This window comes from Clostridium sp. CTA-6 (assembly GCF_054768115.1).
This window is the reverse complement of record NZ_BAAAAU010000004.1, coordinates 289,964-309,859: the sequence shown is the minus strand read 5'-3', so window position 1 is coordinate 309,859 and position 19,896 is coordinate 289,964. Positions and strand designations below refer to the sequence as shown.

Annotated in this window: 19 protein-coding genes; 5 read left to right on the top strand and 14 right to left on the bottom strand. The window is 26.7% G+C overall.

Going from position 1 to position 19,896, the window contains the following annotated elements; all coding sequences use genetic code 11:
- Positions 1-56: 56 nt before the first annotated feature.
- Together ACYUDJ_RS08575 and ACYUDJ_RS08570 are read right to left on the bottom strand one after the other, a co-directional pair.
- A complete protein-coding gene (locus ACYUDJ_RS08575; RefSeq protein WP_003488762.1) occupies positions 57-521 on the bottom strand; it encodes a GreA/GreB family elongation factor in 465 nt (154 codons plus the stop codon).
- 135 nt (positions 522-656) lie between these two features.
- Positions 657-1,616, bottom strand: a complete 960-nt coding sequence (locus ACYUDJ_RS08570) for a tRNA dihydrouridine synthase (protein ID WP_003488761.1) — start codon at positions 1,614-1,616, stop codon at positions 657-659.
- A 228-nt stretch (positions 1,617-1,844) separates the two neighbouring features.
- On the opposite strand from ACYUDJ_RS08570, the gene ACYUDJ_RS08565 reads away from it, so the two are divergent.
- Positions 1,845-2,408 carry a sigma-70 family RNA polymerase sigma factor gene (locus tag ACYUDJ_RS08565; RefSeq protein WP_042386210.1) on the top strand — a complete coding sequence of 188 codons (564 nt, stop codon included), beginning with the start codon at positions 1,845-1,847 and terminating at the stop codon, positions 2,406-2,408.
- Positions 2,405-3,829, top strand: a complete 1,425-nt coding sequence (locus ACYUDJ_RS08560) for a hypothetical protein (RefSeq protein ID WP_043031484.1) — start codon at positions 2,405-2,407, stop codon at positions 3,827-3,829. Before ACYUDJ_RS08565 ends, ACYUDJ_RS08560 begins: the two co-directional genes overlap by 4 nt.
- Before the next feature lie 571 nt (positions 3,830-4,400).
- On the opposite strand, the gene ACYUDJ_RS08555 is transcribed toward ACYUDJ_RS08560, so the two are convergent.
- The 3 genes from ACYUDJ_RS08555 to ACYUDJ_RS08545 all read right to left on the bottom strand — a co-directional run bounded on the left by ACYUDJ_RS08555 (position 4,401) and on the right by ACYUDJ_RS08545 (position 8,299).
- On the bottom strand, positions 4,401-5,078 hold the full coding sequence (locus ACYUDJ_RS08555; protein ID WP_043031482.1) for a protein kinase family protein: 678 nt from the start codon (positions 5,076-5,078) through the stop codon (positions 4,401-4,403).
- A 587-nt stretch (positions 5,079-5,665) separates the two neighbouring features.
- Positions 5,666-7,879 carry a M56 family metallopeptidase gene (locus ACYUDJ_RS08550; RefSeq protein WP_043031479.1) on the bottom strand — a complete coding sequence of 738 codons (2,214 nt, stop codon included), beginning with the start codon at positions 7,877-7,879 and terminating at the stop codon, positions 5,666-5,668.
- Positions 7,880-7,918: 39 nt separating this feature from the next.
- The gene (locus tag ACYUDJ_RS08545) at positions 7,919-8,299 is read right to left on the bottom strand and encodes a BlaI/MecI/CopY family transcriptional regulator (RefSeq protein WP_043031477.1); all 381 of its coding nucleotides are present in this window, start codon (positions 8,297-8,299) and stop codon (positions 7,919-7,921) included.
- 83 nt (positions 8,300-8,382) lie between these two features.
- Between ACYUDJ_RS08545 and ACYUDJ_RS08540 the strand changes: the two genes are divergently transcribed.
- The gene (locus ACYUDJ_RS08540; RefSeq protein WP_341387373.1) at positions 8,383-8,460 is read left to right on the top strand and encodes an IS3 family transposase; all 78 of its coding nucleotides are present in this window, start codon (positions 8,383-8,385) and stop codon (positions 8,458-8,460) included.
- Between the two features lie 108 nt (positions 8,461-8,568).
- Here ACYUDJ_RS08540 and ACYUDJ_RS08535 read toward each other — a convergent pair whose 3' ends face one another.
- The 4 genes from ACYUDJ_RS08535 to ACYUDJ_RS08520 all read right to left on the bottom strand — a co-directional run bounded on the left by ACYUDJ_RS08535 (position 8,569) and on the right by ACYUDJ_RS08520 (position 12,510).
- A complete protein-coding gene (locus ACYUDJ_RS08535) occupies positions 8,569-9,540 on the bottom strand; it encodes an ABC transporter substrate-binding protein (RefSeq protein WP_003488751.1) in 972 nt (323 codons plus the stop codon).
- A gap of 30 nt (positions 9,541-9,570) precedes the next feature.
- Positions 9,571-10,326: an ABC transporter ATP-binding protein gene (locus ACYUDJ_RS08530; RefSeq protein ID WP_025774531.1), complete on the bottom strand. Its 756-nt coding sequence runs from the start codon at positions 10,324-10,326 to the stop codon at positions 9,571-9,573.
- Positions 10,289-11,182, bottom strand: a complete 894-nt coding sequence (locus tag ACYUDJ_RS08525) for an ABC transporter permease (protein ID WP_043031475.1) — start codon at positions 11,180-11,182, stop codon at positions 10,289-10,291. The genes ACYUDJ_RS08530 and ACYUDJ_RS08525 overlap by 38 nt, the downstream gene beginning before the upstream one ends.
- A gap of 341 nt (positions 11,183-11,523) precedes the next feature.
- Positions 11,524-12,510, bottom strand: coding sequence for an MBL fold metallo-hydrolase (locus ACYUDJ_RS08520; protein WP_043031473.1), 987 nt, complete (start codon positions 12,508-12,510; stop codon positions 11,524-11,526).
- 532 nt (positions 12,511-13,042) lie between these two features.
- On the opposite strand from ACYUDJ_RS08520, the gene ACYUDJ_RS08515 reads away from it, so the two are divergent.
- Entirely contained in the window at positions 13,043-13,246 is a 204-nt protein-coding gene (locus ACYUDJ_RS08515; protein WP_042386203.1) for a hypothetical protein, read from the top strand.
- Positions 13,247-13,552: 306 nt separating this feature from the next.
- On the opposite strand, the gene ACYUDJ_RS08510 is transcribed toward ACYUDJ_RS08515, so the two are convergent.
- From ACYUDJ_RS08510 to gltS, 3 genes are all read right to left on the bottom strand, one after another.
- On the bottom strand, positions 13,553-14,896 hold the full coding sequence (locus tag ACYUDJ_RS08510; protein WP_043031471.1) for a DUF6179 domain-containing protein: 1,344 nt from the start codon (positions 14,894-14,896) through the stop codon (positions 13,553-13,555).
- A 6-nt stretch (positions 14,897-14,902) separates the two neighbouring features.
- Positions 14,903-15,370: a DUF6323 family protein gene (locus ACYUDJ_RS08505; RefSeq protein WP_043031469.1), complete on the bottom strand. Its 468-nt coding sequence runs from the start codon at positions 15,368-15,370 to the stop codon at positions 14,903-14,905.
- Positions 15,371-15,849: 479 nt separating this feature from the next.
- Complete coding sequence (gltS, locus tag ACYUDJ_RS08500; protein WP_043031467.1) at positions 15,850-17,034, bottom strand: sodium/glutamate symporter; 1,185 nt, start codon at positions 17,032-17,034, stop codon at positions 15,850-15,852.
- 669 nt (positions 17,035-17,703) lie between these two features.
- Here gltS and ACYUDJ_RS08495 point away from each other — a divergent pair.
- The gene (locus ACYUDJ_RS08495; RefSeq protein ID WP_003356458.1) at positions 17,704-18,123 is read left to right on the top strand and encodes a hypothetical protein; all 420 of its coding nucleotides are present in this window, start codon (positions 17,704-17,706) and stop codon (positions 18,121-18,123) included.
- A gap of 167 nt (positions 18,124-18,290) precedes the next feature.
- Here ACYUDJ_RS08495 and ACYUDJ_RS08490 read toward each other — a convergent pair whose 3' ends face one another.
- Both ACYUDJ_RS08490 and ACYUDJ_RS08485 read right to left on the bottom strand, forming a co-directional pair.
- Positions 18,291-18,875, bottom strand: coding sequence for a DNA-3-methyladenine glycosylase I (locus tag ACYUDJ_RS08490; RefSeq protein ID WP_003488741.1), 585 nt, complete (start codon positions 18,873-18,875; stop codon positions 18,291-18,293).
- A gap of 246 nt (positions 18,876-19,121) precedes the next feature.
- Positions 19,122-19,877 carry a DUF438 domain-containing protein gene (locus tag ACYUDJ_RS08485; RefSeq protein WP_003488740.1) on the bottom strand — a complete coding sequence of 252 codons (756 nt, stop codon included), beginning with the start codon at positions 19,875-19,877 and terminating at the stop codon, positions 19,122-19,124.
- Between the last annotated feature and the right edge of the window lie 19 nt (positions 19,878-19,896).

Here is a 19,896-nt window from a genome sequence, read left to right as displayed (position 1 = left end):
TTTGTTATCTACTATCTAAATCAGAAAGAATACAAAACTGATAAGTTAACAAATAATTATATAATTTCTAATACTTCTACTGTATATTTTTCACCTGGCGCATCCACTTCAGCCACATCTCCAACTTTTTTTCCCATTAATGCTTTTCCTAAATCTGATTCTACACTTATAAGCATCTTTTCTGGGTCTGCATCCATGGTAGTTACTAGTGATACATTTGTTTCAAATTCATCTTCTATAAATTTAATTTTACATTTACTATTAACTCCTAGTACTGACTTATTCTGATTTTTCTCATCTATTACACTTGCAGTTGAAATCATAGTTAATAAATATTGAATTCTATTGTCATTTTCTCTATAATTGGCACAGGCTTCTTTATATTCTGCATTTTCTGACCTATCACCATGAGCAGCTGCTTCTAATTTTTCCTTTGCTATTTCAGCTCTTTTTTTAGTCATTCTATATTCTAATTCTTCTTTTAATTTATTCATATTTTCTTCTGTCAATATGTTTTTCATGTACAAATAATCCTCCCCAAGATATGTTATGTTAATATTATACACTATATAGTAAAATACTAATGAAATATTATACTACACTAGGACATAACTCTGGTAGCGAAACCTTAAGTTTAGCTTACTTAAATTTTAATATTAGTTCCCAAATAATTCTATCTCTTTTATAATTTCTTGCTCTCTAAATAAACTTAAGACAGCTGCATTATAACAATTTAACTTTTGTGCCTTCTTTATTTTCTTAGCATATTTTTTATTATTTGAAAATATGTGAATCATATATCCCCAGAGTTCTTTCATTCTAAATAGTGCATTTCTATCTTCATTATATAATTCTATATATTTATTTAAAATTTCATCATGAAATTCTTTTAATACTTCTTTGTCTATAGTAGTATTATTTTTTATCTCATTTATTAGCCCTGGATTTGCCAGTATTCCTCTTCCTAGCATTATTGTTTTTACTTTAGGAAAAGTTTTTATTAATCTGTTATAATCACTAACAGTAAAGATATCACCATTATAACATATAGGATTACTACTTAAAGATAAGGCATCTTTAAATACATCTAAATCAGGTTTATGTCCATAAAAATCTTTTTGCGTTCTAGGATGAATAATTAATTCTTCTATAGGATATTTATTATAAATTTTTATTAACTCATAAAATTCTTCTGGACTATCTTTTCCTATCCTGGTTTTTATAGAAATTTTCATATCATCTATTTTAAATATTTCATCTAAAAATATATCAAGTTCTTCTCTTTTAGCTAAAAATCCTGAGCCTCTATTTTTTGAAACAACGGTTCCAGCAGGACATCCTAAGTTTAAATTAATCTCATTATAACCTAATTGCTGTAACTTTCTAGCAGTGATAATAAAACCTTCTGAATCGTTAGTAAGTATTTGAGGTACTATATTCATTCCTTTATTATTTTCCGGCAAAATATCTCTTAATTCTTTAGTTTTAAGGCTTGTACTTTTATTTGGAACAATAAAAGGTGTAAAGTACTTATCAATATTATTAAAAAACTTTTCATAAGAACTTCTATATATGTACCCCGTAATCCCTTCCATTGGCGCTAAATAATATTTCATTTAATAACTCCTTTATAAATATTCTAAAAAGTATATTATATCAATCTTCTTTTTTATTATCTACTCAATATTAATTTATGTGCTATAAAAACTTCTAACTAAATTCTCATTATTATAAATATCTTGGTTATTATAGTAAAAATGTTAAAATATAAGCATAATTTTTGTGAAATACTGATTCTATTACCCGTATTAATTAGTGATAAAACAAAACGAAAGGAGTTAAAAATGAAAATTGACGATAAAAACTTTTTATTAGAGCTTAAGAATAAAAATCCTAAGGCCTTAGAATTCATAATTAATACTTACTGCAACTTAGTTTTTAAAATTGTACTAACCGTACTAGGAACCGATAACTATGAAAATGTAAAAGAATGTGTTAATGATATATATCTTTTAATATGGAATAAAAACCATTTATATGATCCTGAAAAATCTTCATTTAAAAATTGGCTTTTAGCTGTAAGTAAATATAAAGCTATAGATTATAAAAGAAGCTTATCTAAAGTGGACAGCCTTCAGATTGAAGAGCAAGTATTAATTTCAAAAATTGATGTTGAAAATGAATATATTTTAAAAGAGAAAAAGGAAGAATTAATAAAGCTTTTGCAACGTGAGCATGAACTGGACAGAGAACTATTTATAAGAAAATACATTTTAGATGAAGATATGGATAGCATATGTAAAAAATTCAATTTATCCAAAGGCGCTGTTTACAATAGATTGTGGCGTACTAAAAACTCACTTATAAGAAAATTAAATATTTCAAGTGAAGTGGAGGTATCAAAATGAAACTAAATTTAAATGAAGATGATATTTTAATGCTTTTAAATGATATTACTATAAACGAAAATGAATTTAGCAATGCGGAACTTAATGAGATTGAAAATAAAAAAATCTGTGAAAATATTATTAGTAAAGTACAACCTAAGAAATTTAAAAGTAAAAGAAATTTTATTGCAGCTGCAGTTATCATTTTAATAAGTATCTCTTTACTCATATCTCCCAAAAATGTTTTAGCCAATATGTTAGAAAAACTTACTGTCATATCTGGTATTGGAGAAGTAAAGGTTTCTTCAGATAAACCAAAAATTCTTAAAAATAGTCTTAAAAAAGGTAATATAACTTTAGCTAATATGTATGTAGATAACAATAAAATTATAATTACTTTAACTATTGAGCCAGAAGAACTTAAACCATCTTATTACACCATTAAAGACGAACATGGTAATTCCTACGAACTTAATAGAAGCGACAATCTTGCTATGATGCCAGATAATCACATAGGTTCATACAGAGCAGAATACCATGGTAAAGTAAAAAAAGCTAATAAATACACTTTAAATATTATAGATAATGATAAAAAACTTACTAAAGCAACTTTTAAACTAAAAAATTCTGATTTTAAAGAAGCCCCTGAAACAAAAATTTTATATACTGCAACTAATGGAATAACTACATTAAACGTAACTTCATTAAAAAAGGAGGGAAATATTTTAAAAGTAGATTATTATTTTACAGATAAATTACCTGATTTTAAATGGAAAAGTATTGATACACTTAATTATGGAACCTTTGAAGAAGCTAAACAATGGAGTTTACAAGAATATGGTTTTAAAGAACCAATTAATACAAAATTAATAAATCATAATCCTACAGAAGCTCCTAGTATTATTATTTCTGATGAATATAATAACGCAGTATATGGACATAACAATAATAATTATTTAGATCAAGAAAATGAATCTTTATTTGATTTGAGCAAACTCACTGGTAAAAAATTAAAATTAACTGTTTTAAATGTAAATTATCGCATTCAGAATGATGGCAGGAGTAAAGATAACGATTTTAAATTTGAATTAGATGTTCCTAAATCAGGTAAAAGCATATTGAACAAATTAGGTGAATATAAGGGAATTAAATTTAAAATTATTAGTATTGAGCGTTTATCAGATAGCAGTATAGAATTAGTTTACAATTATGTAAATGACAAAAATTCAAAATTGCGAACTTCAACTATGCGGCTTAGTAGCTCTACTTTAGGAGAAAATGGTTGTGATTCTACTAAACCATTTAATGATGATAATACTATTAAGACGATTATGAAGCGAAAAAACATCATAGGTAACAAATTACAATTAAATGAAATGAATGCATTTTTCTCTTCAGTTGGTCCTTTTGAAATAGATATAGATCCATCAACAATCAAATAATTTTTAACTGTTTTTCCTTGAAAACTTAGTCCCTAATTTTTAATAATAATTAGTTTTACTTTTTGGTAAAGTTTAACCTAAAGATGCTATGGAATAATGCATTCATTTCACTGAAAAAGTAGCAGAAGAATCAGAAAATATAATAGCTAGAGAATTAGATCCAAAAGTTAAATAATAAAAAGCTGTTGCACTTAGTGCAACAGCTTTTCTACATCTATTTTAAGCAATGCATATACCTTTCTGCTTCATCTACACTTACCTTATATGGTTATACTTATAATATAATCACTAAAGATAACATGTAATAACTCCTTTATAAATATTATATAACTGCTTCAGTATTGTTATCAATAATTCTGGAAAAAGCTACAATATAATCTTTATTCATATAAATCTACTCCAATTTTTTATAGCATTAATTTAAACATTAATTATTATGATTTATCTGGTTTTAGTATACTACTTAAGCAAAAAAATTTACAAATTAACTACTTAAAATGAACTTTTCTCAAACTAAAAATCCGCAACAAAATTGTCGTGGATTTATTGGTGAAGTTATACAAAATAATTTTTATTTAGCATAATATTTGGTAAATCCTTTATATCTTTTATACATTCTTCTTATAGTATCTAATACAAAATTAGGAATAGGTATAGCCAGCTTATATACAAAAGGAATATAGAGTTTATAATAAGCTTTTTTAAAATCATGCCACAAAGAACAATATTCCTTGTGTTTAAAATCTGAAATGTCCACCACTACTCCTCTGTTATTAACTATCATAACATTTTTTGCATGAACATCATGAGGATTTAGCCCTTTTTTTCTAGCATATTCAAGAGCATTATCTATATCTTTTATAATATGCTTAGGAATTTTTATTCCTTTTATTAAGGAATTATAAAAAGTAATACCCTTTAATCTTTTTAATATTAGATAATTATTTTTGCTATATAAAAGCTTAGAATAAGCAGGATGATCCCCAATAGTTTTATAAACTTCTATTTCTTCTTTTAAACCATCTCTTCCAGTAGCATAAATCTTTATAGCTAAATCATCAAAGTCTGGATGAGTAAAAACCCCTGCATAATTACCACAACCTAATAGAATCCAAGGCTTTGGAACAAACTCTACTTTTATTGGATCTGAAGGATTAATACTTTTCATCTTTAAATTAGGAATAAAATCATTATCTATAATATTTATAAATTTTTTAATATAATTCTTATCAAACAAATTTTTCTCCATAGATGGATCACCTTAATTTCATTTTATATATTTAAACTTACTTATACATCTCTTCATATTTATAGCACTTATTATAACATATTTTAAATATTAATAGGGAAAACACAAATTGACTTCATTATTTTCTTATAAAATGGCAGTTACTCTATCATATTTTAGCTGCATTTTCCTCTAAATTTGCATCTTATAAATTACTAAAAGTAATACCAACATATACTATAATTGATACTACTTTTTTATGTTAATTCCCTCATTCATATGTAGTTACTATTGATTTAATATATTTTAGATAAATATAAAAACTTTGATTAAAAAATACATACCTGGATATAATAAAAATGACCAAAACATAGCACCAATATAGAAAATTCCATGCAAAAAGAACCCTGTTTATCAGGGTTCTTTTTTTGAAATAAGGAGGTCTATGAGTAACTTATAGAAAACTATTATATTTAATATTCTCCATATGTTAAAAAATTCCTTTAAATAATAAAAATAATTTCTTTACTGTATTTCAAATAAGTTAGAAAAGACATCGATATATAATCTTACTATATCGCTGTCCTTTTTTTAACATATAATTAAATCTAATTTACTGATTTTGAATTAACGAATTCCTTAGCTATTCCATCTGGGTTTTCTGGATTTCCAGTTTGGCTATCATTAAATGAAGATATTGAAACTTTGCAATAAAAATTACTTTCCTTCCAAATATAATTTTCTACTTTTTCTTGTTCATTTATTGCATCTTCAGAAGAAATTTCATATTTAAAAACTTCTTTATTACCAATTTTTAATGTTTGGGCTTTTTTGTGTTGTATTTTACCAGATGCATCTTTAACTTCAACATATCCCTTTTTCTTTAAATTCTTATATATATCTGAATTTTTACTTTGAGTAAAGTGTATTGGATTTACTCCTTTAAACCTATAAAATACATTAAACTGGCAATTAAGATTTCCTAAGCTTTCTACTGTTGAATCTTCTATAGATATATCTTTGCCAACATTTAATGGTAATTTAGGAGCAAATTCTAAAAGTTCTTCAGCTTTTTTTAGATCTTCATTATCATAAACAAATAATTTATAACGATTATCATCTACAGAATAATTTACATTCTTTATATCTTTAACAGGTTTTATTGAAGATGCAATTTTCCCCACATTATCTACCTTAGCTGTACCAATGCCATTCATATGAACTTGACCTTCGCCATCGCTGAAATATTTATTATACTTCATTTCTGTTTCTATTCCATACCATACACCTTCATTTTGCCATACAAAAAATTTAGATGTTTGCTCCTGTGCTCCACTACTTTTTACAGTTATATTAAATCCATTTATTCCTGACAAATTTTTTGCCTCTTTGCTAATTTCAACTTTTGCATCTTTGTACATTTGTTGTGCATTCTGTTTTAAAACATCCTCCATATTTTCTTTAGATGCTAAGAATCTAAATACTTTAAATTCTCTATTCTCATTAAACAATATCTCTAACATATTAACTTTGTTAGAAACTTTTATGACACCAATATCACCTACTCTATAGTTTTCTGAAATAAAATCTGGCACCTTAAATTTAAATCCTGCACCCTTTTCTACCTTTTTCAAGTCACGATAATATTTCACTGGCGCATCAATAAGAAGCTTATTACCTTGCTGCTTATTTATTGATTCCTTATTGTTAACTCCTGTAACAATACTATTATTTTTAGCAGTTACATTACTTGTAAATACAATGCCTCCAGCTAATACACAACATATAACTGCTGCTGCTGACATTCTATAAGATCCTTTTTTAAAGTTTTTTATCATTTTTATTCTCCTTTTAATTTGATTCCTTGTTTCAAAAAAGATCGCTAACTGTGGTACTTTTTTGCTACTTGAAATCAATTTTGAAAAATTAATCAGTGTCATCCCATATTCTATAGATTCTTCTTTGTCTAAAATTTCAAGTACATAAGCATCACAAGCATACTCTCTTTGAAGTTTCATTTTCTTTACTATAAACCATATTATTGGATTGAACCAATATATCAAAATAGTAATAGTTCCAAGAAAATTATAGATCAAATCTTTTCTCTTATAATGTACCAGTTCATGCAAAAATATATGTGATAGATATTTATAGTCATTTGTACTATACTTATATTTGGGAATATAGATCTTTGGCTTTAGAACTCCAAATATGCAGGGAGCTTTAAAGTCATCACAAGCATAAATAGGAATGCTTCTATTTATGCTTAATTTCTTTTTGCATTCTTCTAATAATGATACAATTTCTGGGTCTCTGATTTGTTCTAAATTTGAAATTCTCATCTTGAATTTCCACAAAATTATTAAAAAAAATAGCGCTATACTAAATACACCAACTAGCCATATACAAGAAGCTATATTTAAAGTATTAGTGATTACTTTTTCTTTTGTTGTATTTTCTTGCTTATAACTTATACTTTCTAACGATGAATTTGAAATTATCTTATCATCTCTTGTTTTATCATTTAAATAACCTTCTCTTTCTGTAAAAACATCATAAGCAGCTTTAGTATTACTTTTGCTTTCAATATTTAATAGTTTATTTTCATATTTATCAGATAAAATATGAATTAAATTTATATTGCTTGGAATATTCACAGGTATTAAAAGTCTTAATATAATTATAAGTAGCAAAGCATGCCGAAATCTTACTCCAATATGTCTATTAAATAATTTTAAAATTAAAATTACTACTAAGGCTGAAATACTTGCTATTAATGAAGCCTGTAGAACCCATAAAAAAATTTTGACTAAGATATCCATATTTAATATCCTCCCATTTTCAACTAGAAAAGCCTAGCCTTACTTTCCTTCTTTCTTATCTTTAAGAATCTGTTCTAACTCTTCAATTTCCTCTTCAGACAAAGTCTCTTCCTCTAAAAATCTTGTAAAGAGCATCCCTACAGCTCCATCGTATACCTTTTGAAGAAAAGATTTATTTTCAGCTTTTATACATTCATCTTCGGATATTAATGGATAATAATTATAAGCTCTACCTATTTTTTCAAAACCTATTGCTTCTTTTTTCAAAAGTCTAGTTATAAATGTCTTTACAGTTTGTGTTGACCAATCCATTTTTTCTGTTAGTGAATTAATTATTTTTTCAGATGTTAAAGGACTTTCTTTCCAAAGAAGTTTCATTACTTCCCACTCAGCCGCTGAGATTTTTGGCATATCTTTCATATCTTATTCCTCCATTTTAAGTTTACAATTGTAGATCCACAATGATAGTCTACAACTGTAAATCATCATTGTCAAGTTAAAATTTGTATAATTATAGATATCAATGGAACTTAAATAAGATGACTCCTGTTCAATACAGAAATCATCTTAGTAAACAATAATATAGTGCTTTTTTAGCACCCTAAGGTACCTTTTCGCTTTCCTTTATATATTTTAGCAAAATAAATTGTATTTACAATTTATTTACATACCTCAGGGATGCTTGTTCTTTATTTTTCTACATACTTAACATTACCTAAATTTCCTAAATTCCCTTTATCAATACCTAATTTCTCTAAACTATTTTTGTTTACATATATTTCTGTTTTACTTGTCATTTTTATTGGCATTTTAGAAATATCTTCTCCTTTTAATACTGATACTGCCATTTTTCCTGTTTCATAACCTAATTGATAGTAATCAATTCCCACTGTTGCCAATGCTCCAGATTCTACACTTCCCTTTTCTGCTGCAATTATAGGTATTTTAGCATCTAGAGTATGTTTTGCTATTATAGGCATAGATGATACTACTAATTGGTCTGTTGGTACATATAAAACATCTATTTTATTTACTAAATTAGCTATAGCATTATTTATTTCATTAGTACTTGTTACCCCTGTTTCTATAATCTCATATCCCTTTGCAGCTTTTTTTAATTCATTTAATTGTACTCCTGAATTAACTTCACTTGTATTATATATAAATCCTATTTTCTTTGCTTTTGGTACAAGATTCTTTAATAATTTTAACTGATTTTCTACAGGTAAATAATCTATAGTTCCTGACACATTCTTACCTGGCTTTTCTAAAGAATTAACAAGTCCCGCTTTTATTGGATCAGTAACCGCGCTAATTATTATAGGAGTTTGCTTTGTAGCATTAAATACACTCTGAGCAGCAGGTGTCCCTATGGCGAAAACCAAATCCTTTTTATCTGAAGCAAATTTTTTAGCTATAGTTTGGGACACCCCTATATCTCCTTGAGCATTTTTATAATCTATTTTTATATTATCTCCATCTTTATATCCAGCCTCCTCAAGAGCTTTTATAAATCCCTTTCTATTATCATCTAATGCTACATATTCTACTATTTGATTTATTCCTATATTCAAAACCTTATCTTTTTTTGTTGTCTTTCCACAGGCTGCTAAAGTTAAAATACTAATTGTTAATAATATTACTGTTACCATCTTTTTCATAATATACATCTCCTTTAATATTTATATTTTTTAAACTGCATATTCAAATTTCTTTAATATATCTTCTACCCTTAGATTTCTCTTTTCTTTCTCATTTAAATCTAATATGATTTTTCCCTTATGTAACATAATGAGTCTATTTCCATAGTTTATAGCATCTCTTAAATTATGAGTTACCATTAATGAAGTTATATTTTTTTGAGTTACAATTTTTTCAGTAATCGCCATAACTTCACCAGATGTTTTTGGGTCTAATGCTGCAGTATGTTCATCTAAAAGTAATACTTTGGGATTATTCACACTGGCCATTATCAATGATAAAACTTGTCTTTGACCTCCAGAGAGATATTTAACTTCTATATCTAACATTTTTTTAAAATCCAGGGATATATCATTTAATAATGACTCCAAATAATCATCTTTATATCTAAGACAATATTTAATATTAGTAAGTTTCCCTTTATTTAAGGCTAAAGATAAATTCTCTCTTACTGTCATAGAAGGACATGTACCTAACTCTGGATTTTGAAATACCCTACTTATAATTTTAGTTCTTTTATGTTCTGGTAATTTAGTTATATCCACCCCTTTTAAAATAATATTTCCAGAAGTTTCTTTAACAACTCCTGATAATATATTTAGCAAAGTAGACTTACCTGTGCCATTACTTCCAATTATGCTTACAAAATCTCCCTCATTAATAGTCAAATTTAAGTTATAAAATAATTTATTTTCACCCATATAAGAGTTATGAAAGCTTTTTGATAAATTTTGAATTTCTAACATTTTTAATCCACCTCCAACTTTTTTCTTCATATTTGTTATCAATTTCCCTAAGAGCCAAAAATACTATGATAATTAGTGATGTTATCATCTTCAAATCCACTGTAGTAAGACCTAAAGTCATAGCTAAATATATTGTTCCTTGGTAAATAATCGTCCCCATAATTACCATGCTAGTTTCCTTAATAAATGATTTTCTTCTAATTATAGATGTTCCAATAATTATTGAAGCTATTCCGAGTATCAAAGTTCCTATCCCCATAGAAGCATCACTAAAACCTTGATATTGAGCCATAATTCCCCCTGAAAAAGCTATAAGTCCATTGGATAGCATAAGTCCTAGTATTTTAATTTTTCCAACTTCTATACCCAAAGACTTAATCATTTGAGAATTATCTCCAACTCCTTTTAGTAAATAGCCTAATCCTGTTTTTAAAAATAAATCAATTAAAATTTTAATTAGTATTACAATAAACAACATAATCACTAGGGGATTAAAATCATAAAATATATTTTTTTCACTAAATATCGGAATGTTAGCCTTTCCCATAATTCTTAAATTAAATGAGTACAATATTCCCATTACTAAAATTCCAGAAAGCAAATTTGATATTTTAATTTTTACATTAAGTATTCCTGTAAGTAATCCCGCCACTAATCCACCTATTAAAGCAACTATACTAGCAGTAATTGGAGACACTCCTTTTGTTAATAATACAGCAACTATAGCTGCTCCTAATGTAAAGCTTCCATCTGCAGACATATCGGGGAAATCTAGTATTTTATAACTTATGTATACCCCCATCACCATAATTGATAAAATTAAACTTTGCATTAATATACTTGATACTACTTCCATAAAATTCTCCTCTCTATTTTTAGGTACAAAAAAACCACATGTTACCCATGTGGCTTTTAGAAAATACAAATAAATAATATCTGAGAATCGAAAAAGCCACATAGATTATCTATGTGGCTTTCTATATATATTATAGAAAAACTTATCTTAGCCAACATAGATACAAACCATTCAATTGCATTAACATGCATGAATTGCGGGGTTTGTATCTATGTTAAATTTAAAAGATACAAACCCTATCTAAATTGGCTATTAAAGACTACATTAATTTTTAATGCTAATAGTTTTCCCATAATTATTTTCTCCTAAAACTTTTATAAAAGTGTATCATGTGAATTTGATTATGTCAAGCGCATTTTATAATATAGAATCCTATCTTTTTCTTCCATTGTTACTTCCCCTAAAGCTCTAAGATGCTCTAAATGAGCATGAGCTTCTCCTGCTGCAAACCATTTTTGGCTCTTGGGAAATTCATCCCAGTCTTTACTTTTAATATCCCAATGAAGTTCTTTTGTTACTTGTTTTACTGTACAAGGTCCAAATTTTTTTAACACTTCTCTAATCTCATCTAATCTTTTTTCATGATGACGATGAAGTTCATTAATACGCCTGCGATGATCTTCTATCAAGAATCTATGAGAAGAAAACAAATGATCAATCTCCATATTATAAACAAAATCTAGACTTTTAAAATAAGTTCCTAGCATATCACCATATTCAAAGCCCCAAAATGTAATATTAGGAGTAATCTTCCCCAAAATATGATCTCCACAAAATAATATCTTATGTTTTTTCTCATAAAGCCCAACCATTCCTGGGGTATGGCCTCTTAAATCTATGATTTCAAAATTATATTCTCCTATTTGAATATATTCCCCGGGAATTGCAGGAACAAAATTTATATGAGATATGGGTCTAAACTTAAATCCTGGATTATCTTCAATATCTAATTGTTCTTCTTCTAATCCCTGCCACATTGCTCTTTGAATAGTACCTTTCCACATAGGACCGGATTTTTCCACACTACCATTTAACAAATCCCCATCTGTCTTACTTATATATACAGTTAAGCCCATATCTTGAAAATATGTAGCTAATCCTGTATGATCTGAATGCAAATGAGTTAGAAAAAGAATAGTGTTCTCTGGTTTTAAATCTAATTCTTTAAAAATTTCCATCATACGTTCTTTCGTATCTTCACGATTAAATCCTGTATCAATAATCATAGATTTATCTTTTCCCTTAATAATATAAAAATTTAGATATTTTAAAGGATTATTTGGCAATGGAAGTTCTTCTAAATAAATATTTTCATATGTTTCTCTCATTTTTTTCTCCTTCCTAAGTTCTTATTACCTTAGCTGTTATCAGTCTTATTTATAAATCTTTCTATTATTTTATCTTAACTTTAGCTAAATTAATACACCAACTAAAACTATGCTTTATTTTTCCCTAAAACATTTCCAATAATTTCTTTACATTTTATAGTATACCCCATATTTAGTATCATTTAAATAAAACACTGTTTAATAATATTTTAACTAATAACACGGGGTATAAAATCACTTAAATGCTATAAAATATGGAATATTCAAATAACAATTTTTATCATTTATCCAGTAGAATTGATGGATTAGTAGATTTACAAGGCAGTAAACTATTTCTAAAATTGTAGAAAATATTATAACTGTAAAAGACAAAAGTTATATCTATAAATTTTTAAGTCGTTCACAACAAAACCATAGTCTATTAAATCAAAATATAAGTAATTTATATGAAGTTCTTGAATATAATTAGTAAAGTATAGAAATAAACATTACCCACTAAATAATATTTTTATTTTATATGGAGGTGCTTTAATTGAAAAAGATAATAAAAAAAGCTTCTATCGGTGTTATGTCCTTATGTTTACTTTTAGGTATGGGACTTTTCAATCCTGTTAGTGCTCGTCCTGTATGTAGCTGTCCTAATCCCAACATAGATAGCTGGAAAATAGATAACTGTACTATATACTATGTTTGCAGAAACTGTCATTGGAGCTCCACATGGAATACTTGTAAGTAGAATTACGGTTTATTTATCTAATGCAAAAAATACAGGGGCTGTTGCACTAAAAATAAATCCTACAATATATTGTGTTAGCTTTAAATTTGCAAAGTAATATATTGTGTGTAAATTCCTTAATGCGACAGCCCCTTTATTTTCAGTTTAAATTTTGGACAACATATAAATTTAGCAAGTAATTTTAACCATGCAATTTTTAGGGATTTATTTATTCTATTTCCATTCTTATTAAATTATTCTCTTCAAGTTCCTATTTTACCACTTTGCTTTCTCCATATGCTTTATCCTCATTAATTTTCTACCATATTATAAATTTATTCTTTCTTTTAATTCACTTATTTCTCTCTGTTCTTTTTTTCCTAAACTCAAAATATATTTATTAAACTCAACATATAGATCCTTTTCATCTTCAAAACTTAAATCTGATATATATTTAGATAAAAGAACTATTTCCATTTTGGATAAACTTTTGAAAAGCGTAATATATTCATCTCCAAATAAACAATCAGCATTTAACATATCCATTAAATCTTCTAAGCTCTTAATGTTATTTTTAATTAATAAAATTTTATCTTCCACTAAAGAACATTCTCGAATTTCTTCCGTTAACTTTTTAAATTTAGAATTGGCCATTCTTATACCATCAATATATTCTATTATTTCACTGGGCTCCTCTTCATTAAAGGATATAAATACTGTTTCTAATTTATTTAGTTTTATCCTTTCATTTATCAGCAAAGCTATATTTAAAATACCCTTCTTTATATAAGTCATCAATTCTGTATTTTTAATATCTAAAACTTCTAAGCACATTTCTGAATCCTTTATTAATTCTGCCTTCAGTTCCTCTATGGCTAATTTCTCCAATTTATTTTTTATAATCTCTCTATCTAAATCATTAATATTAAGGCTGTTTAAATCTTTATTACATATGATTAACCCTAGTGAATTGATAAGTACTAGTTCAAATATATTTATAAGCAACAATTCACATTTTTTATCATAACCCTTTAATAATTTATTAATTTCATCAATATTAAATTTATTACAAAACTCATTTTCTAAACTTAAATCATATAAATAATTATACACATACTCAATACCCATAAAGTTCATAGTATCAATGTAAAGCTGATAATCTATTGAACATCCTGGAGTTTCATGAGGTGCAAAAAAATCATCATATTCTTTGAAAAATAGAGAAAAGCCATCATCTACAGTATCGTTATAGGAATAGTTATCAACCTTAAGTTTATTTGCTTTAATATCATTAAATAATTTCTTACACTCTAATTTTTTATCCTTAATTAAATCCTGTCCCATTTTTAACATATCAGCTAAACTGGTATGCTTCAATTCTTCTATTATTAACTCTATATTCTCAAAATTTTTTAAATAAATTCCTATGGTATAATCAATACATTGTAAAATACTTTCAGCCACCTCTGTCATAACTGAACTACTCTCATCTTTTGTGTAATATTTTAATTTTACTCTTAAAAGCTCCATTCTTTCATAATATATTCTAGCTAAAGTATTATCATCTAGTAACTTTTTCTCATAACAAGTTACTAAAACATCTTTAAAAAAACTTTCCTCACTAAATTTATTCTCTACAGAACAGTCATATTTTTGAATATTATTCCCCATAACTCATCAATCCTTTTCATTATCAAGATTTGTATAATCCTTAAAACCGCTTTTTATATTGTTAGCAATTCTATATAATGCTTTTCCTTCTAAGATTTCCAATGATCCTTGACAATAGTTATCAAAATTTTCTTTCATAATTTCTATTAATTCATCATCACTTATATAATCTAAAGTTTCATTTTTATAGTTATAAAAAATTTCTACAAGTTCATTTATTGTTTCACTGTAATTATATTGGGATATATATGGTGAATCACAAAAGGCCGTAACAATTTTATTTATAATTTGACCATTTAATTCTATTCTTCCGCTTTTTTGAAGTGCTATATTTCTTGTATCAATAATTTCTTTTACGTCTTTTTCTGAAAGTTTCAATCCATATTCTCTTGTAATTTCATTGCACTGAATTATGTCATTAAAGACTTTCTTATCTAGTAAATTGCTTTCAAATAAATCAATAGAATTTTTCATTTTCAAGAATTCCTCCTAAAAGTATTGACTTTCACATTAAAATATGTTATGATTAAAATGGTATGTTTTATAATAGATAATTGTATCATTGACGCCTATTTTTGTCAATGTATTTTATAGCGCTAAAAGAGTATCTTCAACCACGGAAGATACTCTTCTTTATTTCTATAAACATCTCTAAATTTATTAACTTCACTGTTTATCATGCAATTTACTACTCACATTTTTCATGATTCTTTAATAAATTCGGCACTCGTTATACTGTTAATATGTCCTAATACTTTCTATACCTAGCACCTATCTTTAGAAGTTAATTACTAGAAAGATTTTATTACTGTCACTTATTTTATAATTGATACTATCTACCAAAAAGAAACTCCAGTGCCTATGTGATATGGTATATTAATCCTGTTAATGAAAACTTATCTTTTAGCACAACAGGTTAATTTATATATTACTTAGCTATATTTTTTATTGGATTATTTAAATAAATTTACGAATAATGTTATAACTAAAGAATTAGAAAAGTCTATTAAAAATGCCCCGACAACTGGAAGAATAAAAAATGCTTTTGGTGATGCACCATATTTAGAAGTTATGGCTTCCATGTTTGCTATACCGTTAGGAGTAGCTCCCATTCCAAATCCACAATGCCCAGAACTCATAACAGCAGCATCATAATCCTTTCCCATTAGTCTAAAAGTAATAAAGTATGCAAATATAAACATTAATATAGCTTGGCCTATTAATAAAATTAATAATGGACCTGCTGTGCTTTTTAATTCCCATAATTTAAGACCTATGAGTGCCATGGATAAAAACACATTAAGGCTTATATTTCCAATTATATCAACACATTTTGAATTTATTTTCCATTTATTTGTTTGTTCCCCTATATTAAGTATTATAGCTGCCACTATCATAGCATCTACGTATGAAGGAAGGACTATACCAAGGTTTGTAAAAAACATCTCTAAAATAGAACCGAGTCCCATTGATATAAATATAAGAGAAAATGTATTAAATAGCGTTTTATAACTCACTTCTTCACAATCATCAGAATTTGCTTCAAAAAACTCATCTGAGTTATTTTTTAGGTTATTTTTACTTATTAGGTTTTTAGCTATCGGACCACCTATTAAGCTACCACATACAAGCCCAAAGGTAGCGGCAGCCATAGCTGTAGTGGAAGCGCCTACAAGGCCGTATTCTGATTCGAATAAGGCTCCAAAAGTGGCTCCTGTTCCATGACCACCAGTCATGGTTACGGATCCAACAATTAATCCAAGAAGTGGATCTTCGCCTATAAATTTAGCCATAACTACTCCAAGAACATCTTGTGATATTACTAAAAGAAGAGCCGCTATAAAAAACATTATTACATGAAGACCACCCTGTTTTATCATCTTAAAACTTGCCCCAAGGCCAATAGTTGTAAAGAAAGCTAGCATAAAAGGCTTTTGAAGAGTTGTGTCTAGAGATATAGATATAAAACCACTTTCTGTAAAGATTAAATTTAAAATAGCAAAAATAAGTCCACCTACAACTGGAGCAGGTATACAAAATTTTTCAAAAATTGAAACTTTAGATTTTATAAATACACCTATGTAATAGAAAAATATAGCTAAGGTAGTGGTTTGAATCATATCAAACTCTAGTGTCATAAAAAATCCCCCTTATAATGTAATCAATATTATGTTTATATGATCACTTATGATAGAAATAAAAAAAAATATTCATAAATATGAAAATTCAAATATATATTTATATAAACATTTCATATTTATAAATAAAATTCTTATGGATATTATATAGGATTTTCTAAAAATATTCTACTAAAATACAAAATTTTTATAAAAACCTCATAAAAGTATGAGAAATGGAAAAAATTTTAGTATAAGAAAAATAAAATTAAATTTTTTTGAAAAATAAAAAAAATAAATCAAGAGAGTTTATATAAATTATTTGTGCGAATGAGTAAATAAACTTAGATATTAATAAATTTTGCAATGAAAATTTATCTTTTAGCACAACAGGTTAATTTATCTTATACTAAATGTTAAATATTCTTTTGATGATTATCTTTACTACAGTATATATAATAATATAGACTAATATATTCTGTATCTGGACTTATCTTTAAAATTTTTATGATCCACTATGTACATCTACTTTTCTAAAATAAAAAAATACTTACAAACAAAAGAATAGCTAAAAAAATGATATTGGAAAATACGACAATCAAACCTATTATATGTAACAACAAGTTGAAAATTTAGGTAATATATTGTAATATATTAAGGTATTATTATTTAAGTAAGGAAGTGGAATCATTGTTTAAAAAAAGAAGTAAAGCATTTTTTACAAGTATCATTTTAGCTACTATATATTTAATTTATATAATATCATACTTCTATGGTATACTAGGTCAAGGTGATACAGCAGAACAAATAGGTAGTGGACTAGCTACTGCACTAGTAACACCACATATAGTAGTTTTAGCTATTAGCGTTATGTTTGGATGGTTAGCATTCGGATTAAGCAGTTCAGGATTTGCTTTAACTGCATCTATATTATATACTGTTGCAGGAGTTATGTTTATTCCTTATATATTCTTTGTTATTCCAAGTATTATATTAGGATTCGTAGGATATGCAAACCAAAAAAATATAAACAATAAAGCTAAGGCAAAAAGAAGAGTTAAAGTACATAAGAAACCTAATGCAAATAATAAAACTAATTTAAAAGCTTAAATATAAATTATAAAAAATAAGACAGCCAATATGAGATGCATCCCAAAAGTTAGACCTAAAAATCTAACTTTTGGAGATGTATTTTTTATATAATAGTTTGTGAAATTAAATATAACAATTATATACAATCTACTATATATTCCCCTTATAATCAAAGTAAATATTCTCTACAGGCTGGCAGATATAGCAGAGTTTTTATGTTTATGACAATAGATTAAATGATCATTAACCACGCCAGCTGCCTGTAAAAATGCATAAATAACTGTTGTACCTACAAATTTAAATCCCCGTCTTTTCAGGTCTTTGCTAATAATATCAGATAGTTTTGTATTAGAGGGCACATCTTCACTCTTTTTCCATTGATTAATAATAGGTTTATCATCTACATACCTCCAAAGATAGTTTGAAAAGCTTCCAAACTCTCTTTGTATCTCTAAAAATATTTTTGCATTTACAGGAAGTGCTTTTAATTTTAACTTATTCCGGATTATGCCTTTGTTTTGCATCAATTCTTCAATCTTACTTTCAGAATAATTAGCTATAATCAATGGATTAAATTGATCAAAGGCTTTACTCATATTTTCACGTTTACTTAGAATCGTGTCCCAACTGAGCCCAGCCTGCATATATTCTAATACAAGAAATTCAAATAATACTCTATCATCATGCACCGGTATACCCCATTCCTCATCATGATATTTCTTTTCTGCCTCATTTTTTAGAGCCCAATCACAATACTGCATTTCTTCCATATTTCACTCACCTCAATTTTATATAAATTATCATTTTAATCTTTTCTACTTTCTAATCTTACTCGCTCAAAATGCCTTAAAAGTAGCCACGCTATTAATACAAACCTATTTAGCCATAGGCAAATTTGATTTATACTTTCAGCCGATACCTTATATAATAATTTTTATATATAAAAAAATAATCGCATTAGTTTATCCCAATGCAATTATATAATATCTGTTAAATTTATAAATATCAAGCTATTTTTAATTTTCAAATGTAAAGCTACAATATCCTATTTCATCACATCTTTTTTTCATATCATCCCATATATCCTTCCCCTTTATAGCTTCTAAGGATGATGGATACAAAATATAGTTTTCTTTAAAAATATGATCTCTTAAATTAAAAATTATATATTTTGAAACTTTATCTACTTTACTTTTGAATTCATCAAATTCCATTTTATCTGCATTTTCAGAAAGTCTCTTTAATTCTCTTTTTCTGATTCTTAGGTCATCATGTTCCATTCTCATTATTCTTGTAGGTCCTGTTATTTCTCTTTTTTCCATCTCTACAAATAAAACTTTTTCTTCTCTTTGATGATGATTTTCTGCATCTAATATATTTTCTGCTAATTTATTAATACTATGAATTTTTTCTTTAGCTTCATCATAACTTTTACTCTTTTGAATATCTGAATTCACTTTTTCTAAATCTTCTAAAAATCTTAGAATCTTATCATGTTCATCTATTAAAGTATACACCACATGCCCCTTGCTTATATTGGCCTTTACTTTACTTAATTCGTCCTTTAAAACTTCCATGTGTACATCACACAAATGTCTTAAATCCTGTGGCTCCATTCCTTCTTCTATAAGTTGTTGTTCTGCTATGGATAAATCTATAGCATCAATATCTTTTACTAGGTCTAAAGCTTCTTTTCTTATTTCATCATTAATTCCAACTTTATTTAAATTTTTTAAAATTTCTTTTAGTTCCTGGATTTTTTTATTGTCCATTTAAATCATCTCCTTTATA

What these genes read in the sequence shown, in the direction of transcription:
- ACYUDJ_RS08575 (WP_003488762.1), bottom strand. Translation starts at nt 521, where the DNA reads ATGAAAAACATATTGACAGAAGAAAATATGAATAAATTAAAAGAAGAA.
- ACYUDJ_RS08570 (WP_003488761.1), bottom strand. Translation starts at nt 1,616, where the DNA reads ATGAAATATTATTTAGCGCCAATGGAAGGGATTACGGGGTACATATAT.
- ACYUDJ_RS08565 (WP_042386210.1), top strand. Translation starts at nt 1,845, where the DNA reads ATGAAAATTGACGATAAAAACTTTTTATTAGAGCTTAAGAATAAAAAT.
- ACYUDJ_RS08560 (WP_043031484.1), top strand. Translation starts at nt 2,405, where the DNA reads ATGAAACTAAATTTAAATGAAGATGATATTTTAATGCTTTTAAATGAT.
- ACYUDJ_RS08555 (WP_043031482.1), bottom strand. Translation starts at nt 5,078, where the DNA reads ATGGAGAAAAATTTGTTTGATAAGAATTATATTAAAAAATTTATAAAT.
- ACYUDJ_RS08550 (WP_043031479.1), bottom strand. Translation starts at nt 7,879, where the DNA reads ATGGATATCTTAGTCAAAATTTTTTTATGGGTTCTACAGGCTTCATTA.
- ACYUDJ_RS08545 (WP_043031477.1), bottom strand. Translation starts at nt 8,299, where the DNA reads ATGAAAGATATGCCAAAAATCTCAGCGGCTGAGTGGGAAGTAATGAAA.
- ACYUDJ_RS08535 (WP_003488751.1), bottom strand. Translation starts at nt 9,540, where the DNA reads ATGAAAAAGATGGTAACAGTAATATTATTAACAATTAGTATTTTAACT.
- ACYUDJ_RS08530 (WP_025774531.1), bottom strand. Translation starts at nt 10,326, where the DNA reads ATGTTAGAAATTCAAAATTTATCAAAAAGCTTTCATAACTCTTATATG.
- ACYUDJ_RS08525 (WP_043031475.1), bottom strand. Translation starts at nt 11,182, where the DNA reads ATGGAAGTAGTATCAAGTATATTAATGCAAAGTTTAATTTTATCAATT.
- ACYUDJ_RS08520 (WP_043031473.1), bottom strand. Translation starts at nt 12,510, where the DNA reads ATGAGAGAAACATATGAAAATATTTATTTAGAAGAACTTCCATTGCCA.
- ACYUDJ_RS08510 (WP_043031471.1), bottom strand. Translation starts at nt 14,896, where the DNA reads ATGGGGAATAATATTCAAAAATATGACTGTTCTGTAGAGAATAAATTT.
- ACYUDJ_RS08505 (WP_043031469.1), bottom strand. Translation starts at nt 15,370, where the DNA reads ATGAAAAATTCTATTGATTTATTTGAAAGCAATTTACTAGATAAGAAA.
- gltS (WP_043031467.1), bottom strand. Translation starts at nt 17,034, where the DNA reads ATGACACTAGAGTTTGATATGATTCAAACCACTACCTTAGCTATATTT.
- ACYUDJ_RS08490 (WP_003488741.1), bottom strand. Translation starts at nt 18,875, where the DNA reads ATGGAAGAAATGCAGTATTGTGATTGGGCTCTAAAAAATGAGGCAGAA.
- ACYUDJ_RS08485 (WP_003488740.1), bottom strand. Translation starts at nt 19,877, where the DNA reads ATGGACAATAAAAAAATCCAGGAACTAAAAGAAATTTTAAAAAATTTA.